This window comes from Cystobacter fuscus, assembly GCF_044360685.1.
Lineage (GTDB): Bacteria > Myxococcota > Myxococcia > Myxococcales > Myxococcaceae > Cystobacter > Cystobacter fuscus_C.
Genome location: NZ_CP043491.1, coordinates 7671392 through 7693352, shown reverse-complemented (window position 1 = coordinate 7693352; position 21961 = coordinate 7671392). Strand labels below are relative to the sequence as shown.

13 protein-coding genes are annotated in these 21961 nt (G+C 67.2%); 8 read left to right on the top strand and 5 right to left on the bottom strand.

Annotated features, from left to right (window positions below):
* Positions 1 to 236 precede the first annotated feature (236 nt).
* From F0U63_RS31420 to F0U63_RS31400, 5 genes are all read left to right on the top strand, one after another.
* A complete protein-coding gene (locus F0U63_RS31420; RefSeq protein ID WP_395835505.1) occupies positions 237 to 5258 on the top strand; it encodes an amino acid adenylation domain-containing protein in 5022 nt (1673 codons plus the stop codon).
* Positions 5255 to 6769, top strand: coding sequence for a condensation domain-containing protein (locus F0U63_RS31415; RefSeq protein WP_395835503.1), 1515 nt, complete (start codon positions 5255 to 5257; stop codon positions 6767 to 6769). The genes F0U63_RS31420 and F0U63_RS31415 overlap by 4 nt, the downstream gene beginning before the upstream one ends.
* Before the next feature lie 242 nt (positions 6770 to 7011).
* Entirely contained in the window at positions 7012 to 7956 is a 945-nt protein-coding gene (locus tag F0U63_RS31410) for a cytochrome P450 (protein ID WP_395835501.1), read from the top strand.
* A 101-nt stretch (positions 7957 to 8057) separates the two neighbouring features.
* Positions 8058 to 8642, top strand: a complete 585-nt coding sequence (locus F0U63_RS31405) for a Uma2 family endonuclease (protein WP_395835499.1) — start codon at positions 8058 to 8060, stop codon at positions 8640 to 8642.
* A gap of 192 nt (positions 8643 to 8834) precedes the next feature.
* A complete protein-coding gene (locus tag F0U63_RS31400) occupies positions 8835 to 11000 on the top strand; it encodes a hypothetical protein (RefSeq protein ID WP_395835497.1) in 2166 nt (721 codons plus the stop codon).
* Between the two features lie 93 nt (positions 11001 to 11093).
* On the opposite strand, the gene F0U63_RS31395 is transcribed toward F0U63_RS31400, so the two are convergent.
* Positions 11094 to 13832, bottom strand: a complete 2739-nt coding sequence (locus F0U63_RS31395) for a PAS domain-containing protein (RefSeq protein ID WP_395835495.1) — start codon at positions 13830 to 13832, stop codon at positions 11094 to 11096.
* A gap of 205 nt (positions 13833 to 14037) precedes the next feature.
* On the opposite strand from F0U63_RS31395, the gene F0U63_RS31390 reads away from it, so the two are divergent.
* Positions 14038 to 14805 (top strand): pentapeptide repeat-containing protein, encoded by a 768-nt coding sequence (locus F0U63_RS31390; RefSeq protein ID WP_395835493.1) that lies wholly within the window; start codon positions 14038 to 14040, stop codon positions 14803 to 14805.
* A 24-nt stretch (positions 14806 to 14829) separates the two neighbouring features.
* Here F0U63_RS31390 and F0U63_RS31385 read toward each other — a convergent pair whose 3' ends face one another.
* Positions 14830 to 16908 carry a hypothetical protein gene (locus F0U63_RS31385; protein ID WP_395835491.1) on the bottom strand — a complete coding sequence of 693 codons (2079 nt, stop codon included), beginning with the start codon at positions 16906 to 16908 and terminating at the stop codon, positions 14830 to 14832.
* A gap of 281 nt (positions 16909 to 17189) precedes the next feature.
* Here F0U63_RS31385 and F0U63_RS31380 point away from each other — a divergent pair, with 281 nt between their 5' ends.
* Both F0U63_RS31380 and F0U63_RS31375 read left to right on the top strand, forming a co-directional pair.
* Positions 17190 to 18599: a hypothetical protein gene (locus tag F0U63_RS31380; RefSeq protein ID WP_395835489.1), complete on the top strand. Its 1410-nt coding sequence runs from the start codon at positions 17190 to 17192 to the stop codon at positions 18597 to 18599.
* A gap of 121 nt (positions 18600 to 18720) precedes the next feature.
* The gene (locus F0U63_RS31375; protein ID WP_395835487.1) at positions 18721 to 19251 is read left to right on the top strand and encodes a DUF3060 domain-containing protein; all 531 of its coding nucleotides are present in this window, start codon (positions 18721 to 18723) and stop codon (positions 19249 to 19251) included.
* 112 nt (positions 19252 to 19363) lie between these two features.
* Here F0U63_RS31375 and F0U63_RS31370 read toward each other — a convergent pair whose 3' ends face one another.
* From F0U63_RS31370 to F0U63_RS31360, 3 genes are read right to left on the bottom strand one after another with little or no spacing between them, the layout of a single operon-like run.
* Complete coding sequence (locus F0U63_RS31370) at positions 19364 to 20200, bottom strand: MetQ/NlpA family ABC transporter substrate-binding protein (protein ID WP_395835485.1); 837 nt, start codon at positions 20198 to 20200, stop codon at positions 19364 to 19366.
* A 20-nt stretch (positions 20201 to 20220) separates the two neighbouring features.
* Entirely contained in the window at positions 20221 to 20901 is a 681-nt protein-coding gene (locus F0U63_RS31365; protein ID WP_395835483.1) for a methionine ABC transporter permease, read from the bottom strand.
* Complete coding sequence (locus F0U63_RS31360) at positions 20894 to 21892, bottom strand: methionine ABC transporter ATP-binding protein (RefSeq protein WP_395835481.1); 999 nt, start codon at positions 21890 to 21892, stop codon at positions 20894 to 20896. Before F0U63_RS31360 ends, F0U63_RS31365 begins: the two co-directional genes overlap by 8 nt.
* Positions 21893 to 21961: the final 69 nt, after the last annotated feature.

Below are 21961 nucleotides of genomic sequence, written 5' to 3'. Positions count from 1 at the left end.
CCTTCTGTAATGCGCCAGGTGGGGCCGCGGTTCAACCGGGTTTTTGCTCGATGCCGTTCCCCCCTTGTGTATCTAGGTAACCCAGACAGGAGACCTCATTGCGTTCCACGCCCCCCTCCACCCTGGTCACCGGAACAGAATACGAACGGCTGTTGTCCTGCCTCCGGCAGAAGAGCCCGTGGGCGCTCCAGGAGCACTCCAGGAGCGCTCCGCTGGAAGGCGGGGACGGGGCGCGGATGCTCGCGCGCGTGCGAGACAGCGAGGTCGACCACGGACCGTGGCGGTCGGCGCTGGACGAGATGGATCGGCAAGCGCGGCTGCATGCCCACCATGTCGCGATCTCGGACGGGACCGTCGAGGTGACCTACGCGCGACTGCACGAGCGCACCCGCGCCCTGGCTGGACGCTTGCGAGCCAGGGGGATCGGGCGCGGGGACGTGGTCGCGGTCGTGATGGACCGTGGCCCGGCTTTCATCGAGACCGTGCTTGCCCTCTGGCGGGTCGGCGCGGCCTATCTTCCGCTGGCTCCGGCGCACCCAGAGGACTGGCGCGGGGACGTCATCAGGAGGGCGGGGGCGGCACTGGTGGTGGGCCCGTCGCGGGCCAGCGCCGTGCCGGGCCTCCCCCATCTCGAACTCGGCGCCGAGCCCGGCACCGACGTGCCAGAGAGCGAGGACGTGGAGGGCGAGGCGGTGCTCGCCCCGGAGGATCTGGCGTACATCATCTGTACGTCCGGCTCGACCGGTGAGCCCAAGCTGGTCATGGCCGAGCATCGGGGAGTCGCCCATCTGCTCCACGCCCAGCGCGACGTCCTGGGGGAGCTGGGGCCGAGGACACGGGTGCTGCAATTCGCCCACCCGTCCTTCGACGCCACCTTGTTCGACATCCTGATGGCGCTGGCCAATGGCGGCTGTCTGGAGACCCTCGACGACTCGAGAACCTCCGGAGAGCTGCTGGCCGAGGTGCTGCTGACCCGTCGAATCACCCACGCGGTGCTGCCCGCGTCCGTTTTGCGCACGCTGAGGCCGGGCCGGTTCATCGACCTCGAGCTGGTGATCAGCACGGGAGACGTGTGCCTTCCGGAGACCGCCCGGCAATGGTCGGGGTTCCACCGCTTCGTCAATGGCTACGGGCCCACGGAGGTGACGGTGGCGAGCACGTTGCACACCGTCGTGGGCGCCCCGCACGGCGAGCGGGTGCCCATCGGCCGTCCCCTCTCCAACTCCCATGTCGTCATCCTCGACGAGCGCCTGCGGCCGGTCGCCGATGGAACCCCGGGGGAGATCTGTATCGGAGGGAGCGGTGTCGGGCGCGGGTATCTGGGGCAACCCGCCCTCACCGCCGAGCGGTTCGTTCCCGATCCCTTCAGCCCCGTGCCGGGAAGCCGCCTGTACCGCAGCGGCGATATCGGCAGGCGACTGGCGGACGGCACGCTCGAGTTTCTCGGCCGGCGTGATGACCAGATCAAGGTCCGAGGCGCACGCATCGAGCTTGGACAGGTCGAGGCCGCACTGGTCGCGCTGCCGAACGTGCGCGATGCGGTGGCCGTCATCGAAGGGCGGGGTGAGCGTCTGCTGGGCTATGTGCTACCGGCCGCGGGGGACGTGCTCTCGGCCGAGGCGCTCCGCGCCGAGCTGCGTCGTCGCCTGCCCGGCTATCTGGTGCCGGACGTGATCTGTGTGGTCGACGAATGGCCGCTGACCACGAGCGGCAAGGTCGACCGGGCCCGGCTGCCACGGCCGCGTCGGCCGGAGCACGATGCTTATCAACCACCGCGCACGCCCCTGGAAGAGTCCCTGGCGGGGATCGCGGCGGAGTTGCTCCGGATGGATCGGGTCGGGGTACGGGACGACCTGTTCGAGCTGGGCGGCCATTCCCTGTTCGCCATGCAGTTCGTCGCCCGCGTGCGCGGCGTGCTGGGGGCACACGTCGAGCTGAGCGCCGTTCTCGGCTCCCGCTCGGTCGCAGAGATCGCGGCGCGTATCAAGGCCGGGCACGGGGGGGTGGAGCCAGGCCCGCGGAGGGCGGAACCCGGCACCGGGATCGCTCCGTCGTACGGCCAGCAGCGGGTGTGGCTGATGCACAAACTCAACCCGGATGCGCGGGCCTACCACTCCCAGGCGGTGCTCCGGTTCTCGGGTGACCTGGACATCACCGCGTTGCACGCCAGCCTCACGGACATGGTTAGGCGCCACGACGTGCTGCGCTCGCGCTTCCCCGAGGTGGATGGAGAGCTGCGGTGTGAGCTGGAGCCGCCCTGGGACGTGGAGGTCCCGCTACGGGATCTGACTGGCGCGGACGAAGCCCAACAGGCGGCCCTGGTCGCCGCGGCCGTTCGCGACATGTTCCAGACGCCGTTTCCGCTCGCCGAGGGCAGGCCCTTCCGCTGGCTGCTGCTCAGGCTCGGCGCGAGCGAGCACGTCTTCGTGCACGTCGAGCACCACATCGTGCACGACGGATGGTCGTTCAACGTCTTCATCCGGGACCTCCTCGAGGGCTACGCCGACCACGTGCGCGACGGCCGGGTGCGGCGCCCGGAGCTGCCCGTGCAGTACTACGACTACGCTCGCTGGCAGCGGGAGTGGTGCGGCACGGAGGCCGCCGCGGCGCAGCGCCGCTTCTGGCGCCGGGAACTGGAGGGGGCCGAGACCGTGCTCCAGCTCCCTCGCCGCGCCGTGTCCACGACCCGGACGTTCCGCGGATGGGCGCCCCGGATGGAGATCGACGGTGAGCTCGCGTGCCGTCTGCAGGACCTGGCCGACCGGAACAAGGCCTCGCTCTTCACCACGCTGCTCGCGGCGTTCTTCGTGTTGCTGCACAGGTACACGGGCTCACAGGACATCCTCGTCGGCTCCGGGGTCGCCAATCGGCGCTGGCAGGACACCGAGAACCTGCTGGGGATGTTCGTCAACACGGTCGTGATGCGCGGCCGGTTGCACGGAGACCCCACGTTCGTGGAGTTCCTGGAGCGGGTGCGGCGGACCACCCTGGCGGTCTACGACCATCAGGAACTGCCCTACGAGATGATCTTCGCGGAGTCGCCCGCGAGGCACCACGGCGGACTCCATCCGTTGATCCAGGCCATGTTCAGCTTTCACGACTCACCGCTGGGCCCGCTCGACGCGGCTCCGCTCGACGTCACCCTCGTCGAGGGGCTGAGCAATGGTTCGGCGAAGTTCGAGCTGTGCGTCGTCGCCGTTCCCCTCCATGCCGAGCCGGGGCAGGTCAGCCGGCTGGCCAGCAACGTCGTGCACATCCCCCGGTCCGAGGACCCCGTACGTGACAGCCCTCGCTCGTCCCTGCGAGGCATCATGCTGGCCTGGGAGTTCGACTCCAACCTCTTCGAGGAGTTCTTCATCACGGGCATGCTGTCCGCGTATCAGCGGCTGTTGCGCGCCATCACCGACGCTCCAGACACGCCGGTGTCGGCACTGTCCCTGTTGGATGACGAGGAGCGCGGGGCGCTCGTCTCCGTGGGGCCCCGGCGAGACGCTCCGGCGCAATGGTTGCCCGAACTCGTCGAGCACTGGGCCGAGCGCACGCCGGACGCACCCGCCGTGGTGTCGGAGGACCCGCCGCTGTCCTACCGCGAGCTCACGCATCAGGCGGCGCGGCTGGCGCGTCATCTGCGCGGCATGGGGCTCGGCCGTGGGGACGTGGTGGCGGTGTGCGTCCCGCATTCGGCCCGGCTCGTCGTGGCCCAACTGGGTGTCCTCCAGTCCGGAGCCGCCTACCTTCCGCTGGATCCCCATCACCCGCCAGCCCACCTGGAGAGGCTCATCCAGGACGTCGGCGCACGAGCCGTGGTCACGACGGCGGAACTGGCCGGCCGGCTACCCGACATCCCCGTCGTGCGGATGGACGGCGTCTCCGACGCGCCGGGGATACCGCTGCGCGCGGGAGACCCCTCCGACCTCGCGTATGTCATCTACACGTCCGGGTCGACCGGCAGACCCAAGGGAATCCAGATCGAGCACCGCTCGGTCGTGGCCCGCCTGTACGGTTTCGACGCGATCGACCTGGCGCCGGGCAAGACGATGCTGGCCATGGCATCGGCTTCCTTCGACGTGTCGGTGCTGGAGATCTGGGGGCCGCTGGTGAACGGCGCGGCGATCCACTTCCTGGGGCCCGGCTGGGACGTGCGAGGCCTGGGGCGATGCCTCACCGGCAACGCGATCACCCACGCATTCCTCACCCCCGCGGTGTTCCACCAGATAGTGGCCGAGGCCCCGGAGGTGCTCGAGCACATGGACCGGGTCCTGGTCGGGGGCGACATCGTCTCCCCGGATGCGTTCCGCGCGCCGCGGAGCAGGGGGTTCACTCGGGTGACGAATGCCTATGGCCCCACCGAGACGACCATCCTCGCCAGCGGTCAGCGGCTCGAGGACTGGCATGACGCCGAGGCGGTCCGTGTGCCCATCGGCCGGGCACTGTCCAACGCCCAGCTCGTCGTGCTGGATGCCTTCTCGCAGGTGGTGCCACCGGGCGTGGTCGGAGAGATCTGCATCGGCGGACCCACCGTGGCGCGTGGATACCTGGGCCAGCCGGGCCTCACGTCCGAGCGGTTCGTGGCGCACCCATTGGGTTCGTTCCCGGGTGAACGGCTGTACCGCAGCGGGGACCTGGGCCGGTGGCTGCCTGGCGGGGTGATCGAGTTCATGGGCCGCCGCGATGACCAGGTGAAGATCCGGGGTTTCCGGGTGGAGCTGGCCGAAGTGAGGGCTGGACTGGCCGCCCATCCCGGGGTGCTCGACGCCGTTGCCATCACCGAGCGGGTGGGGGGCGAGCCGCGGCTCATCGGCTACGTCGTGGCCGCACCGGGGGTTGCGCTGTCCGGTCAGGCCGTACGCGAGGACATGGCACGCAGGGTGCCCGGACATCTCGTGCCGGGTGTCGTCATGGTGCTCGAGGCGTGGCCGTTGAACACCAGCGGCAAGCTCGACCAGACCCGCCTGCCAACGCCGCACGCGAGCGCGGACGCGCCCTTCCTGGCGCCGCGGAACGCGACCGAGGCCCGGATCGCCGCGCTCGTCGTCGAGTTGCTGAAGGTGGACCGGATTGGTGTCCATGACAGCCTGTTCGCGCTGGGCATGCATTCGTTGCAGGCCATGAAGCTCGCCGCGCGGCTGAGCAGGCTGGCGGGCCGGGAGGTGGGCCTCGCCACGATCTTCACCCGCCCGACCATCGCGCAACTGGCCGACGTGCTCTCCTCGTTGCCTCCCTCGCGGCCCACGATTCCCAGGTTGCCCCGCGCATGACGAACGTCTTCCCGATGTCCTTCGCCCAGCGGCGGTTGTGCTTCCTCCACGGGCTCGACCCCACGGGATTCGCTCACAGCACGGCCCGCTGCTTCCGGGTGACGGGTCCGCTGGACATCACCGCCCTGTGCTCGGCCGTGGACGTGCTGGTGGCCCGGCACGAACCGCTGCGGACCGTCTTTCCGCTCGGTGCGAGCCAACACGTGTCGCCACACGGGTGCTGCCAGGTGCGCGTGATCGACGTGCCGGACGAATCCGAGGCGCTGAGACACGCGGAAGTCCTCGCCGCACAACCGTTCGACATCGAGCGTGGACCGCTGCTGCGGCTCTCCGTGCTGAAGCTGGCTCCAGAGACGCACTTCCTCCTGTTGTCGGTACACCTGCTGGCGGCAGACGGATGGTCGTTGCAGATCCTTCTCGAGGAACTGGCCATGGCGTACCGGGCGGCGGTCTCCGGTGAGCCCATCGGGTGGACCGAACTGCCCGTGCAGTACGCGGACTGGGCGGTCTGGCAGCGGGAACAGCTCACCGAGCCGCGGCGCGAGGAATTGTCGCGCTGGTGGCGTCAGCATCTGGCTGGAACCCCGCTGGTGTTGGATCTCGTCCCGCCCCGCCGGGCGATGGGACGGGGACGGCGTGTGCACCGCGTTCTGCCCGCCGAGGTCGCCGCGGCGGTGCGCTCGCTCGCGAGCACCGGGCGTCAGACCGCGTTCACGGTGCTGGCCGCCGCCTGCGGGGTCGTGCTCGGGCACCACGCGGGCAGGGAGCGGGTGTTGCTCGGTCTGGCCGTGGCCAACCGCGAACTGCCCGAGGTCGAGCGCGTGCTGGGCTTCTTCGTCAACACCGTCGCGCTGCGGATCGATCTGAGCGGGGACCCGGACTTCCGTGAGCTGCTCGGGAGGGTGGCCGACGCCACCGCCGCCGCCCATGCGCACCAGGAGCTGCCTTTCGAGCAGCTCGTGGCCGAACTCGATCCCCCGAGAGACCCCGCCCGTTCGCCCATCGTGCAGGTCAACTTCGCCCATCACCCGGCGGGGTCCATTGGAGTTTTGTCACTGCACGGCTGCGTGGTGCGCGAACACCTGCTGGACTTCGCCACCGCCAAATTCGAACTCACGCTGCGTGTCGAGGAGACCGCGGACGGAGCGAGCGTCGTCTGGGCCGAGTTTGATGAGAGCGTGTTCGACACCGGCTTCATCGACGGCCTGTTGTCCTCCTATGAGGAAGTCCTGCGTACCGCCGCTCTCGAGGTGCCGGTGTCCCGCCTGCTGCCCGCCCGAGCCGGGACGGAACGGGTCCTCACCCGGATCTTCGCCGACGTGCTCGGCGTCGAGACCGTTGGTCCGCACGATGACTTCTTTCGTCTTGGCGGCCATTCCCTGTTGTTGGTCGATGTCGCGGTCCGGGTTCGCGCCGAACTCGGTCGTGATATCGGATTGCGTGACCTGTACCAGACCCCCACGGTGGCTGGAGCCGCTGCTCGCCTCGAGCGAGCTGGAGACACACGATGAGCGATTCCTATCCAATGCCCAAGGACTGGCGGTGCCCCCTGGATCCTCCGGCCGGGTTCAAGCGTCTCCGGCAGGAGGCGCCGGTGTCTCGTATTCGAGTATGGGATGGCAGTATGCCGTGGCTGATTACCGGCTACGCGCACGCCCTCGCGGCCCTGGCCGACCCACGGTTGAGCATGGACTTCAGGTCGCCGGGCTTCCCACACACTTCACCCGCGTCGGCGACCCGGAGGGACCGGCTCTTGCCGTTCCCGTTCCGCTCCGATGAAGAGTACCGGGTCCAGCGGGCCATGATCCTCCAGGAGTTCTCGCCGCGGCGGATGGAGGCCCTGCGGCCGTTCATCCAGCGCACGGTCGACGAGACGATCGACGCGATGCTGGCCGGACCGAGGCCGACCGACTTGATGGCGGCCTTCGCGCTTCCCGTGGCCAGTCTGATCATCTGCGAGCTGCTCGGCGTTCCCCGCGAGGACTACGAGCACCTGCACGTCCTCAGCCGCACCATCGGGTCCCGCACCGCGGGGAGGGAGGCGGTCGAACGCGCGCTGGACGAGATGGACGGCTACTTCCACCGCATGGTGGACGCGAACAAGCGCGAGCCCGGTGACACGCTCATGGGCCGTGTCGTGGCCGAACAGGTGCTTCCGGGGAAGATGAGCGAGCAGGACGCGGTCTCGATGTTCCAATTCCTCTTCTACACCGGGCATGGCCCGTCCGCTTACATGTTCGGGATGGGCGCGGTGGCACTGTTGCTCAACCCGGACCAGATCGGCGAGTTCCTCGCGGCGAAGGAGCCCCCCCAGGCCGTCCAGGAACTCCTGCGCTACGTCACCGTCTCACAGAACGCCCGGCAGCGCGCCGTCACGGAGGACCTGACCATCGGTGGCCAGCTCATTCGAGCCGGGGAGGGGGTCCTGATCCAGATCGACTCGGCCAACCGCGACGAGACGATCTTCTCCGACCCGGACCGTCTGGACGTCAACCGTGCTCCCCACCGCAACCTGGCCCTCGGCCATGGGGTCCACCTGTGCATGGGACGCGCGCTGGCCCTCATCGAACTCGAGGTGGTGTTCGGCACGCTGTTCCGACGCGTCCCCACCCTGCGGCTGGCCGTGCCCCTCGAGGACATCCCCTTCAAGCAGGACGAGAACCTGCTCGGCGCGCACGAGCTGCCAGTCACCTGGTAGCCAGGAGCACTCTGGCCGTGGCCGCCAGCCCTACCTTTCCCGTCAGACCTTCCGGTAGAATGTGAGCGGTCAGGCGGGAGTGCCTGTGGGGAGGAGCGGTCATGGGTCGGGGAAAGCGTCCAGCCACCTACGAGGACATCGAGGCCCTGCCACCGGGGTGGGTGGGGGAGATCATCGACGACGAGCTGTGGGCCTTCCCACGGCCGGCGAAGTGGCACGCGTGGGTGGCCTCGGTGCTCGGCGTGAGGTTGGGAGCCGCCTTCGGGGTGGGGGAGGGGGGAGAGGGAGGCTGGTGGTTCGTGGATGAGCCGGAGTTGCACCTCGGCCGGCAGGTGCTGGTGCCAGACATGGCGGCGTGGCGCTACGAGCGGGCCCCGGGGTTGTTCGAGCGGGATGCGCCCTTCTTCGACCTGGTGCCCGATTGGGTGTGCGAGGTGCTGTCTCCCTCGACGGCGGCGCTGGACCGGGGCCGTAAGCTGCCCCTCTACCATCGGGAAGGCGTGAGCCACGCGTGGCTGGTGGACCCGAGGGCCCACGCCCTGGAGGTCTACCGACGGGGGTCACGCGGCTGGCGGCTCTCCCGGTATGGGGGCGACGAGGTGGTCCGCGCCGAACCGTTCGACGCGGAGCCGCTCGACCTGGGGAGGCTCTGGGCACCCCGGTCCATGCCAGTTCCTGGGCCTTGAGCTCGCGCTCGTTTGCTCATCTGCTTGATAGGCTCTCTTGGCACCTGTTGGCGTCAATCGAACCAAGCGTGCAACCGTCAAAACAGGGCGTCTTGACGTTATCGAGAAAACAAGTTTTTCTTTGATTGCTGGTCCGCGATGGGAACGCGCGATGACGTGTCCCGTGAGCCAGACATCAAGGGGAGCCCTCAAATGTATCAGCAGTACGGTTGGCGTCGGTCCATCGTGGCCGGTCTCGTGTTCGCGTTCACCGCTTGTTCTTCGCCCACGGACGTCGTGGGTGCCAATGGCAAGAATGCCTCGGTCCGGCTTGTTCCGGAGTCGCCAGGAGCGAGGTGTCCGCAGGGGGGAACCGCCATCCAGACCGGTCTCGACGACAATGGGGACGGCTCCCTGGGTGACGACGAGGTGGAGCAGACGTCGTTCGTGTGCAGCGGGAGCGGCAGTCCGAGCGGCGGCATGTCGCTCGTGAAGCTGCTGCCCGAGGCTGCGGGCGCCCGATGCGCGAACGGTGGCACCGCCGTTCTGTCCGGCCTCGACGCGAACGCCGACGGGATCCAGGGGGATACTGAGGTCTCGAGCACGCAGTACATCTGCGACAATGGTGAGGGGAAGAGCGGGGGCGCGTACCTGGTGAAGCTGCTCCCCGAGGCTTCCGGTGCGAACTGCTCGCGGAATGGCACGGCCGTTCTCGGGGGCATCGACGTGAACGCCAACGCGCAGCTTGAGAGCACCGAGGTAACCACGAAGCAGTACGTCTGCAACACCTTGACGGAGACGACGGGCACCAACGCCCTCATCCGGCTCGATGTCGAACCGTCTGGAGCGAACTGCTCCCAGGGTGGCACGGCCGTGAAGAGTGGCCTGGACGCCAATGGCAACGGAACGCTCGAGACGAGCGAGGTGTCGAACACCACGTTCGTGTGTAACGGGCTGCGAGGCAATGATGGTCAGAACGGCAAGAACTCCCTCGTGCGGCTCGACCCCGAGCCCGCGGGAGCCAACTGCGTGTATGGCGGCACGACCGTGAAGAGTGGCCTCGACTCGAATGGCGACAGGACCCTGAACGACTCCGAGGTCACGGCGACCCAGTTCGTGTGCAGCGCGGCCAACCTCTTCCGGACGAAGTGGGCGAACAACCCACGGGGAAGCTACACCTCAGGAGAGATCCCAAGCCTGTGGGTCCCCGTATCGCGCCGGGTCACGATCTACAAGACCAAGGATACGTCTCGCATCAAGATTACCGTCTCCGACAACTTCCGGGTAGGTGCCAACATCAACGGAGGAAGTGGTTGGTACTCGGTGCGCATGAATGGCAGTGGGATGGGCTGCGACGCTCGGCAGTACAACTCGAACTCGTCGGGATGGGGTAATAATTACCACCTGCCGTTCGCGAATGTCTGCCTCACGGAGCAACTTCCCAAGGGTCTGTACGAGTTCGACGTGTGGGGATACTCGGATGTGGGTACTGGCTTTATCGGCCATGGAACGAGTGGCAGTGCGTTGCTTCTCGCCGAGGAAATGGATGATACCCAGCCCTACGCGTTTTCAAAAGCAGGCTCTCCGGGGGGGACGACAAGCTCGTCGTTCGTCAAGGCGAGCGGGCGCGAAGTGACCTTCACGAAGCAGTCCGCATCCACGCTGCTCAAAGTGACGCTCGCGGATACTCTTCGCGCGGGTTACGTACAGGATGGTGGAGCGGCGACGGTGATGGTGCGGCTTGATGGGGTGAACACCAGTTGCTACACGGGCAAGTACGATGCACAGGGCACTGGCGGCAACTTCCTCAATCCGTTCGTGATGACTTGCATCCTTCCAAACGTCTCGGCTGCTCAGCATAAGTTGGACGTCGCATTCTCGCTGAACGCAGGTGGTGGTGATGCATACCTTGGCTGGGAGAGGAGCAGCCCACTTCTTCTCGTCGAGGAACTTCCGAACACGGGATTCACCTACTCGAACATGAGCATCGGAAGTGGTGAACTCTCTGGGGACTGGGCTGGTGTCGGTGCGCGGCAGATCACGCATGCCGTCAGCGCAATCGGGAAGACCCTGAAGGTTACCTACTCGGACACGTTCCGGGCGGTTGCCAATTGCAATGGGCGGTGGGGTTTCGTCCAGCTGTATGTCGACTATCAGCCGACCGGTTGCGTCAACGGCCAGTATGTGTGGAACTCGGGTGCTAATCAACAACACCACCATCCGTTGAATATGACGTGCCTGGTTCCCAATCTGACGCCCGGCTACCACACGTTCTCCATCTGGTCGACCACGCAGCACCCGGATGGAAGCACCTGCGGTTCCAATTACTTCGGTTGGAGTCGTGGTCAGAACCTGCTGCTGGTCGAAGAACTGCCGTAGGCGGGGGAGTTCCCTCGGGTGGTGCGTCCCTCATCGTGTGCGGCCGACAGGCTACGCCGGGGGTCGTCCGCACCACCCTCGCTGACCGCCCTGTCAGGCGCGGCCGTGAAGGAGCGGGGCCGGTTCCACCGGCAGGGTGAAGCGGAAGGTGGTGCCCTGACCGTCCTGGCTCTCCGCCCAGATGCGGCCGCCGTGGCGCTCGATGAGGTACCGGCAGATGTAGAGCCCGAGTCCCAGCCCTCCAAAACCCGACACGGGGGCGTTACGGGCCCGGAAGAAGCGCTCGAAGAGAAGCGCCTGTTGGTCCTCCGGGATGCCGATTCCGCGGTCCGAGACGGAGACGAGGGCCTCCGCTCCCTTCCGGGTGAGCGTGACGCGAATCGGTCCCTTCATGGGGCTGTACTTGAGGGCGTTCTCCAGCAGGTGGAGCAGCACCTGCGCCAGCCGGTCCCGGTCTCCCAGGACGACGAACTCCTCCGCGCACTCCTCCGCGTACTCCAGCGGGTGCTGGAGACAGGCCGGGCGGAAGTCCTTCAGGGCCTCGTGGATGATCTCCTGGAGGGGCAGGGGCTCGCGCTCCAGCTCGAGCCGTTCCGCATCGATCAGCGATGCGTCCAGCATGTCGGAGATCAACCCCGAGAGCCGATCCACCTGGGCGAGTGCCTTCTCCGCGTACTGAGGCGGGAGGGGTTGTCCGGTGGCGCACTTCTGTTTGAGCCGCTCCAGGTGGAGCTTGAGGGGGGTGAGGGGCGTCTTCAGCTCGTGCGAGGCGACGCAGAGAAAGTCATCCCGGGTTTGAATGGCCTCCTGGGCTTCGTGGAGCAGCCGCTCCCGTTCCTGCTGGGCGCGGCGCTCCGCCGTGAGCTCGACGACCACGGCACCAACGCCCACGCTCCGCCCGCTCATGGTGCGGACGGGGTAATAGCTGACGCGCCAGTGGCGCAACTGGCCCGGGGTGGCCGGGACCTCGAGCGACAGATCCAACCCGATGAGGGGCTCGCCGGTGGTCAGGACCTGGCGCAAGAGGGGCTCGACGTTGGCCGCGACGCGGGGCGCCATCTCTCGAAGCGTCTGGCCCAGTTCTTCCTCCCGTGTCTTGCCGTGGAGCGCGGCCAGGGCATCGTTGACCTGGATGAAGCGCATGTCGCGGTCGAGGAAGCCCATTCCGATGGGCGCGTTGTTCAGGAAGGTGTCGAGCACGGCGAGCGACTCCTCCAGCTTCTCACGCGCGTTCTTCTCGGCCACGAACAGCCGCTCCTGCTCCGCCTTGGCGAGGCGCTCCTCCGTGACATCCCGGTAGCTCCAGACCCGCCCGATGATGGTGTCTCCCATCCGTTGGGGCATCGTGGTGCGCTCGAGGATGCGCCCGTCGCGGAGCTCGACACTGTCCACGGCCTCCTCGTTGGAGAGCACGAACATCTCCCGGAGCCGTGAGACGAACCGCTCCGGGTCCTTGACCAGGGGCGCGCAGGAGAGGACCGCCTGTATGGCGTCCATGTTCTCCAGCGGCGCGGTTTCGGGGATCCGCCAGAGCTGCTGGAACCGCTTGTTGAAGGCGGTGATCTTCTGGTGGGAGTCCACCACGATCACGCCATCGGCGATGGAGTCGAACGTGGCGCGCAACAGCGAGAACGTCTGCTGCTGCTTCTCCCGGGCCCGGCGCTCCTCCGTCACGTCGCGGTAGCTCCAGATGCGGCCGATGATGGTGTGGCCCATCCGTTGGGGAATCGTGGTGCGCTGGAGGACGAGCCCGTTGTGGAGCTCGACGATGTCCATCCCCTCCCGCTCGGGCGCCGCATACATCTCCTGGATTCGTGCGAGGAAGCGTTCGGGGTTCTTGACCTGGGCGATCGCGGCCGGGAGGGTCTGCTTGGGGTCCGGCGTGCCCTGGAGGGCCTCCTCGGAGTACCCCCAGAGTTGCTGGAAGCGCTTGTTGAAGGCGGTGATGTGCTGGTCCCTGCTCACCACGAGCACTCCATCGGTGATGGAGTCGAACGTGGCGCGCAGCAGCGAGGCCGTCTGCTCCAGCTTCTCCCGGGCCAGACGCTGCTCGGTGATATCCACCATGATGCCGCGCAGCTTCAGGGACCGCCCGTCCTCGGCGAGCACCGTGACGATGGTCCGCAGCCACACGACGCGGCCATCCGCGGCCAGCATGCGGTACTCGAACTCGTAGGGCCTGCGCTCCCGGCTCGCCTTCAGGCAGTAGGCCTGGGCCCACTCGCGGTCCTCGGGGTGGACGTGGTTCTTCCAGAAGTCCGGCTCCTGGAGCCATTGGCGGGGGGGATGGCCGAGCAGGCGTTCCGATTGTTTGTTGACGAAGGAGAAGCGGAAGTTCACATCGGCTTCCCAGACGATGCCGTCGATGGTGTTGAGCAGCTCCTCGTACTGTCGCTGGGTCCGGGTGAGCTCCTGCTCCAGGGCCACGTGGTGGGCCGACCCGGGCTTCACGGGCGCGCGTTCGCTCAGGCGTGCGCAGGCTCCCAGGCACTGGCCATCGTTTCCGAAGACGGGGAGCACCAGGGCCCTCAGCCACCGGTCCCGCTCGCCGCCCTCGCTGACCGTCTCCGTGCCGGTGAGGGCCGTGCGCAGGGCATCCACGAGCCACGGAAGGAGAAGGAGCACCTCCTCGAGAGGCCGTCCTTCGGGAGGCTCGCCGTCCCCCCACCCAGCGGTAATGGTCAGTGTGCTGTTGATCCGGGCAATCCGGCCCTGGTCATCGACGACCAACGTGGCATGGAGGCTTTCGCCTACCTGGAGGAGCAACTCGGGAAAGGAGCGCACACTTGCCTCCAGCCTCATGTCACCTCCATGCACGTCGGCCTTCGTCATGGGCTCCTCTGCTCCCCGTGCGACGAAGCGCCTCTCCGCCACATCGGATCTGCAACACGCGAAGTCCTTTACAAAGTCGGCTCCTCTCCTGCCTGTCCTGTCTGGCGGCCTCGGGGTGGCCGGGCGCCAAGTTCCGAGGGAACAGGATGAACGGCTCGAGGTCCTCTGCTTGGAGGACTGCCCGCTGGCGATAGACTCCGAGGCCATGGTCCCTCGTCTCCACCCACGACACCTGCTTCTCCTGTTGCTGCTGTCCGGGTCCGGCCTGTCCGCGTGTCGCGAGGAGTCCGAGCAAGCGCGCCAGCAGAAGGCGCTCCAGAAGTCCGTCAAGCAGCTGCTGGAGACGCGGGAGTGTGCTGGCTGCGAGCTCACGGGCGCCCAGCTCGAGGGGGCGGATCTGGAGGGTGCACGGTTGGCGGGCGCGACGCTGGAGAACGCGAAGCTGGCCCGAGCCCGTCTGCGCAACGCCGACCTGAGTGGTGCTTCCCTGGGGGGCGCCGACGTACGCGGGGCCGACCTGCGGGGCGCGCACGTCGACGGCGCTTCCTTCGGGGCCGCGCGATTCCAGGGCGCCATCCTGGAGGGACTCGACCTGCGCAAGGTGACGGAGCTGCCCTCGGCCAACTTCGAGGGGGCCAACCTCCGTGGCATCAATCTGGAGGGAGCGAGCCTCACGGGCACGGGCGGGCCCTATCGTCGCAGTGAGCCCTCGCATGCCTATTCCCTGTCGGCCGGAGGTGCGTGGCTCGTGCGGGCGGATTTCACCGGGGCGAAGCTCCGCTTCGCCGTCCTGGCCCGGTGCAACCTCGAGGGGGCCATCTTCCGGGACGCCGACCTGCGAGACGCCGACCTGACGCACTCCAACCTGAAGGAGGTGGAGCTCCAGGGGGCCCGGTTGGCGGACGCCCTCTGGGAGGATGGGCGCAAGTGCGCTTCTCGCGCCCAGGGCAGTTGCCACCTGGCGCCCCGGTGAGAGCACGCCTGGGCCCAGCCCTCCTCACCCTCCCTTGCTCAGGGTGGTGAGTTGCTGCTTCAGCGCCGTCTTCACGCCCTCGTGGAGGGTTTGCCGGCTGGTGGAGTGCGCGACCATGGCGAAGTACGGAATGCTGCCAGGCAGGGGCTTCAGCGCATTCGCTTCTTCCGCCTCGGGTCGCGGTGCCTTTGGCGCGTGCTTGCCGCAGTCACATGCCACCTGCGCCGAGGCCCCCTCCACCCCGGGCTTCTTCGCGGACTGCAGCTCCTTCACCCCGGGCTTCTCCACGTACTCCGCCTTGATACCGGGCGGAATCTGCACTTCGTCCACCTCCAGCTTCCCGACGTTGCGTGCCTTGATGATGGCGGCGTAGTCCAGCGCCACGGTCAACAGCCGCATCAGCTCCAGCTCGAACTCGCTCGTCTGTCCCCAGAACTTCTTCCACTTGATGGAGGCCTTCATCGCGGTGCTGAACCAACCCACGTACTCGGCATCGATGGGGAAGTCGAAGAGGTCGCGCACGGGCTCCAGGTGCGCCACCAGCGTGAAGAGCAGCTCCATCAGAGGCTGCCGGGCGGTGCGCAAATCCTTCCCCGCGAGCTGCGCCTCGATGCTCTCCAGGCGTTTGACGAATTTGTTGAACGTCGCGTCGTACCGCGCCGCCTCCTTCACCTGGGTGTAGTGGTCCGCGCGGGTGACCTCCACGGGCACGACGGTGAAGGCCCTTCCCTTGGAGTTCACCTTTCCCGCGAGCTGGTTGACCGGGGTGGCGCTCGTGTTGTCGAACACTTCGACCTGCTCGCCGAGAACCGAGGCCAGCAAGTCCCAGAGCGGCCCGCGAAGCGTTTTGGGGTTCACCGAGAAGAAGGTGATCAACGGCTTGAGGAATTCGACGACGTAGATGTCCTGGACGAGGCCCAGGGCGGGGAACCTGCCCTTGCTCAGACGGCTCGTGAAGGCCGCCTTGGTCTTGTTGAGCCCGCCTTCCAACCGATTCAGCTCCAGGATGAACTTCGCGGCCGTGGCCGGGTGCAAGACCTTGCGGGTCATCTTCTTGCTCGGGTGCACCGACTTGTGCACCTCGTAGGTGAAGCCATCCCGAAGCATGATGATGGCCGCGCGCAGCCTCGTGAAGATGTCATGGAGCCGCGACAACAGGCCGAGGACATGGGTGTAGAACCGTTTGGCCTCCGCCGTGCCGTAATGCGCCACCCGGATGTCCAGCTTCTTCATGTCATCCACGAGCGCGCCGGTCACGCCCCGGAGGTCGTCCCAGTCGACGCCGTCCTTCAGGTTGTCCTGCAACGTCTTCCAGGCCTTCGAGCTCGATCCTTCCTTCAGGAACGACACGTTCAACGAGCACACGAGCTCCTTGAAGAGCCGGGGCGTGGCTCCCGCGTCCTTGGCCAGGCACCTGGCGATGCAGCCAATCTCGTCGGAGTCCGCGGCCTTCATCAGGCCCGTCATCGGGTGCATCGAGAAGTCGGCGATGACCCGTTGGGTGATGTCGTATTTGCAGAAGGCGTTGATGATCTTGCAGTCGTCGTCAAAGGCAGTCGTGTCCACCTGGTGCAACTTGGAGAAGAAGGGCGTGGACAGATAGGTGATGGTGCGAATCCTCCACTGCTTGGGCCAGACCTTGGCCGCCTGGCGGGTCAGCTCGTTGATGACGTTGCCGCCGTGCGAGTGACCGATGAAGTGGAAGTGGACCTTCTTTCCGAGGTAGCCCGAGTAGAAGGCGGGCTCGCCCTCGGCCCCACAGAGCCGGTTGGCGAGGTAGGTCCCCGAGATCGTCCGGGCCTGCACCGAGTTGTCGCCCGTCCAGCCGTGCGCCTCGAAGATGTGCAGGTTGGTGTACTGCTTGCGCAGCATCCGGAGCTCGTTCCGGAATTGCCAGTTCTCCTCCCAATACCAATCCTTGTCTTTCGGCTTCTTCGCGGCGGGCTGCGACTTCTGGGCGGCTTTCTGGTGCGCGTCGGAATCGTCCAGGGGCACGAGGCTGGGCGCGGGGTAGCTGACGGAGCGAAGCACCGGATCCATGTTGACGGGATCGACGGTACCGCTCACCAACACCACGATGTTGATGACGTTCTCCTGCGACATGACGAACTCTCCCCTGGTGCGCACCGCGCCCCTGCGCATCCTGAGCTGAGCAGGGGCGTCAGGGCGGCCATGGGCAGCCTAGCGCACGCCGTCTTCCACGAGAACCCATGCCCCCCGTCACCCCGGAGGCCTTGGCTTGTCGTTCTGACAGACGCGCCGCGCGGACCCGCGTCAGGATGGACCGGCCGGTCGTGCGCGCGCCCTGGTGCCTCGGGTTGGCCACATGGGGCACAGGCCTTGCAGTGGGCACCGTCATGAGACCTGAAGGGTTCGCCATCTGGATGGCATTGCTGTTCCTGGGCGCGTGTACCGCTCGCCGTGACGCCACTCGGCCGCCTGCTTCAGCGCGAGCGTCCGCCCTCACCGTGCGGGTCCAGCGCGCCGTCAGTGGGACGGGCACCTGGAGCCTCACCTACGAACTCCCCACTCCCTCGCACTCCGTGCGCTTCACCCGCCCGGGACATGGATTCCGCCAGTCCCATTGGCGGGTAGTGGAGCCCGCGGCGGCCTCCATCGAGCGCCAGGGCGACGAGGACGTCCTCACGGCACCAGTGGGCTCGCCCTTCCGTACCCTGCGGATCGAAGTGTCCTCCTACGAGGTCAAGCCCGAGAAGGATTACCAGGTCTTCCTCCCGTACTCGGACGGCGCGGTCCTGTTCTACACGGGCGTGCTGGGGCTCACCTCTGGTGAGGAGGAGCCACAGCCCCTGCACGTCTTGCTGATCCCCCGTCCCGGAGAGCGGGTCGTCGTGGCCGGACAGAGCAGCGAGAAGGAGGTGCGCTGGGAGAATTCCCCCCAGGGCACCTATGCTTATTTCGGCTCGGGCTCGGTGGTTCGGGAGGGGGTGACGGCGGTGGTGGACCCGGGGATGCCCCGGCCGCTTCGCGAGCACATCGAGCGCCTGCTCCCGCGCCTCTTCACGCTGTACACCGCGCGCACCGGAAGTCCGCTCTCCTTCGAGCCCACCCTGTTCATCAGCTTTGGCTCAACACCGCGTCCCGGAAGCATCAACATGAGCGGGGGGACCCTTCCAGGACTCGTTCAGCTCGACATCCGGATTGGTGCCAACCGTCTGGCGGATCCGGAGGTGACCCGGCGCCTGTCCGAACTCGTGGCGCACGAGGCCGCGCACCTCTGGAACGGGGAACTGGCCGTCCACGAGGTCGCCGGTGGGGACTGGATGAACGAGGGCGGGGCCGAGGCCTTCGCTCTGCATGCGCTCGCGGAACTGGGCACGCTCCCTGGGGAGTACGTCCGCGAGCGCATCTCGGATGCCGTGTCCGAGTGTCTGTTCCTGCTCGAGGGAGCGCCCCTTCGGGAGTCCTCCCGTCCCGGCAAGTACACGAGCTACTACCGGTGTGGCTTGATCATCTCCGCCATGGCGGGGGCCTCCGCACGACAGTCGCGCCCGGAGGCGGACATCTTCACGCTCTGGGGACGGCTGCTCCGGGACGTGGGACCTCGGGGACACTACGACGAGGAGCGCCTGTACGCGGCGTTCGCGTCCGAAGGCGTTTCTCCCCGCACGCTCGCCGTCATCCGGCGGCTGGTGGACGGCCCCAACACAGATGCCGAGTCACGGCTCCTCGCGGAGTTGCGGCTCCTGGGATTCGAGCCACGGGTCTGTGACGGCGATTCCGCGCGTACCTCTTCTTGCGTGCGTGTCGGGCGCGTGCCCTTCCTTCCTTGACTCCTCCGAACGCGACGGAGCCTTGCACTTCGGCGACGCCGCGTGTTGATTGCACCGCCAGCGGAGGCCCTCCTGGCCTCCGTGTCATGTGTCCCAGGACATCGTCACAGGGAGGGGTGCAATGTCGAAGTTCGTTCGTGGAACGGTTCTGTCGGGTGTGATCGCGAGTCTGCTGCTGGCTCCAGCCATGGGCGCGGCGCAGGGCCGTACGTCCGTGAAGGTGGGCAAGGACGGCAATGTGGAGGTGAAGACGGGCGACACGGAAGTGAAGACCGGTGGCGCCGGGACGAGCGTCCGCACGGGTGACACCGAGGTGGAGACGCGGGGCGGAGAGGAGGGCGAGCGCGCCCGGACCGAGGAGCAGTCGGACGACGCGCGGATCGAGATCTCGGGCATGGGCGCCAAGGAGACGCACCGTTGCTCGTCGAAGACCGAGGTGGACGTTAGCGGCAGCGACAACGAGGTCACGCTGACGGGCGAGTGCAAGCGCGTGAGCGTGAGCGGTGCTGGCAACACGGTGAAGGTGGAGGCCGTCGGCTCCATCGACGTGACGGGTGCCAACAACGCCGTCACCTGGAAGAAGGCCGTGGGCGCCAAGAAGCCCAAGGTGAGCCGCAGCGGCGCCAACAACAAGGTGACGCAGTCGCCTTGAGGTAGCGGAACGAGCACACGGGAGGCGCGTATCGCCTCCCGTCCTCGGGAAGACGGGAGGCCCGTTCCACGGCAGCCCGCCGGTGTCTGACTTCAGGCGGGCCGGGGAGTTGTCAGAAGGCCGGAATCACCGCGCCGCCGTAGGTGGATTCGATGTAGCGGCGCACCTCGGTGGACTGGAGCGCCTTCAACAGCGTCTTGATCTCGGGCCGCTCTTCGTCGCCCTTACGCACGACCAGAATGTTCGCGTAGGGGTTGCCCTGCGCGGCCTCCTGGGCCAGCGTCTTCGCGTCGAGCTGGAGGTTCTTCTTGGCCTCGAGGTAGTAGTTGCCGTTGATGATGGCGGCATCCACGTCCTGGAGGGTGCGCGGCTGCTGCTCGGCATCAATCTCATTCAGCTCCAGCTTCTTCGGGTTGCCCACCACGTCCTTCAGGGTCCCGCTGGAACCCACGCCTTCGCGAAGCTGGAGCAATCCCTGCTGCTCCAGCAGGCGGAGGGCCCGGCCCGCGTTGGTGGGATCGGCCGGGATGGTCACCTTCGCCCCCTCGGGCAGGGCGGCGATGGTCGCGTGCTTCGTCGAATAAATTCCCAGGGGTTCCAGATGCACCGCGCCCACGTTGGCCAGCGATAGCTTGCGATCGGCGCTGAACCGCTCGAGATACGGCACGTGCTGGAAGTAGTTCGCGTCCAGCTGTTTGTCCGCCAGGGCGATGTTCGGCTGGACGTAGTCGGTGAATTCGATCACCTCGATGCGAACGCCGTCACGTTCGGCCAGCGGGGCGGCCACGCGCAGGATTTCCCCATGGGGCACGGGGTTGACGCCGACCTTCAACGTACGGACGGCGGTACCGGGCTGCTGCTCGGCGGGCGCGTCGGACTTCTTGCAGCCCGTCATCGTCAGCACGGAGAGCAGCAGGGGAGTGAGCAGTACCTTGGACAATTGCTTCATGGTTGGGTCCTCCAGGGAAATCAATCGAGGGCACGCGCGGGACGTGAGGTGGTGCGATCGAACCGGGCCGCCAGTCCGTCCCCGATCCACTGGACGAACTGTACCAACACCAGCAGCACCACGAGACATCCCAACATGACGTCGGTGCGGAATCGCATGTAGCCATACTTCACGGCGAGGTCGCCCAGGCCTCCCCCACCCACGGCCCCCGCCATGGCGCTGTAGCCCAGCAGGCTGATGATCATCAGCGCGGTGCCACGGATGAGCGAGGGCAGCGCCTCGGGGATGAGCACGCGGAGGATGACCTGGCGATGGGTGGAGCCCATGGCGACGGCGGCCTCCACCAGTCCGGCATCCACCTCCCGCAGGCTCTGCTCCACCACGCGTCCCATGAAGGGGATGGCCGCCACCACCAGGGGCACGATGGCGGCGGTGGTTCCAATCGTGGTGCCCACCAGCAGGCGGGTCAGCGGGACGATGGCCACCATGAGGATGATGAAGGGCACGGAGCGCCCCACGTTGACGAGCGTCCCCAGCACCCGGTGGAGCAGGGGCCGTTCCCACAGTCCTCCCCGGTCGGCGATCGCCAGCAGCACGCCCAGGGGCAGCCCCATCAGGAACACCAGCACCGCGGCCACCGACGTCATGTAGAGCGTCTCGAGGGTGGCCTTCCACAGCGAAACCAACAGCTCGCTAGACATGGGCCCGCTCCTCCACCGTCAGGCCCTGCTCGCGCAGGAAGGCCAGCGCCTGAGTGACGGCCTCTGGCTTGCCCGTGAGTTCGAAGAGCAAACGCCCCACCGAAGCCCCGGCCACGCGATCCAACGAGCCCTCCATCAGATTGGCGTCCACTTCGAAGCGGCGCGCCATGGTGGTGAGGACGGGCTGGCTGGCCTTCTCGCCCACGAAGGTCAGCTCCACCAACCGCCGTCCGGGATGGACCGGCCAGTCACGCGCCGCGAACGGCGCGTAGAACAGCTCATGCAACCGCGAGCCCGGACGCGTCACCAGATCGATGACCTTTCCCTGCTCCACCAGCTGCCCCCGCTCCAGCACCGCCACTGAGTCACAGATGTCCTTCACCACGTCCATCTGGTGGGTGATGAGCAGGATGGTCAGTCCGAGCTGACGGTTGATGTCGCGCAGCAGCCCGAGCACCGAGCGTGTCGTCTCTGGGTCCAGGGCGGAGGTGGCCTCGTCGGAGAGCAGGAGCTTCGGCCGTGGTGCGAGTGCCCGGGCAATCCCCACCCGTTGCTTCTGGCCGCCGGAAAGCTGGGCGGGGTAGGCGTGGGCCCGGTCCGACAGCCCCACCAGTTGCAGCAGCTCCGCCACCCGCTCCTGGATGCGTGGGCGCGGCCAGCCAGCCACCTCCAGCGGATAGGCGACGTTGCCCGCCACGGTCTGCGAGGAGAAGAGGTTGAAGTGCTGGAAGATCATCCCAATGCCCTGCCGGGCCTGGCGGAGCTCATGGGGCTCAAGGGCCAGCATGTCCCGACCCTCCACCCGCACCTCGCCCGACGAGGGACGCTCCAGGAGGTTGACGCAGCGGATGAGGGTGCTCTTGCCCGCGCCACTCTGTCCCAGCACGCCGAACACCTCGCCAGGAGCGACCCGCAGGGAGACGCCTCGCAGGGCAGCCACCTCGCGGCCCTCCTGCCTGTACACCTTGCTCACCTCTCGCAGCTCAATCACGCATCACGGCCACTCCGGCTCCCTCCAGGAAGGAGGCCCGCACCACGCGAGGCCTCCGTGTGTCTGGGC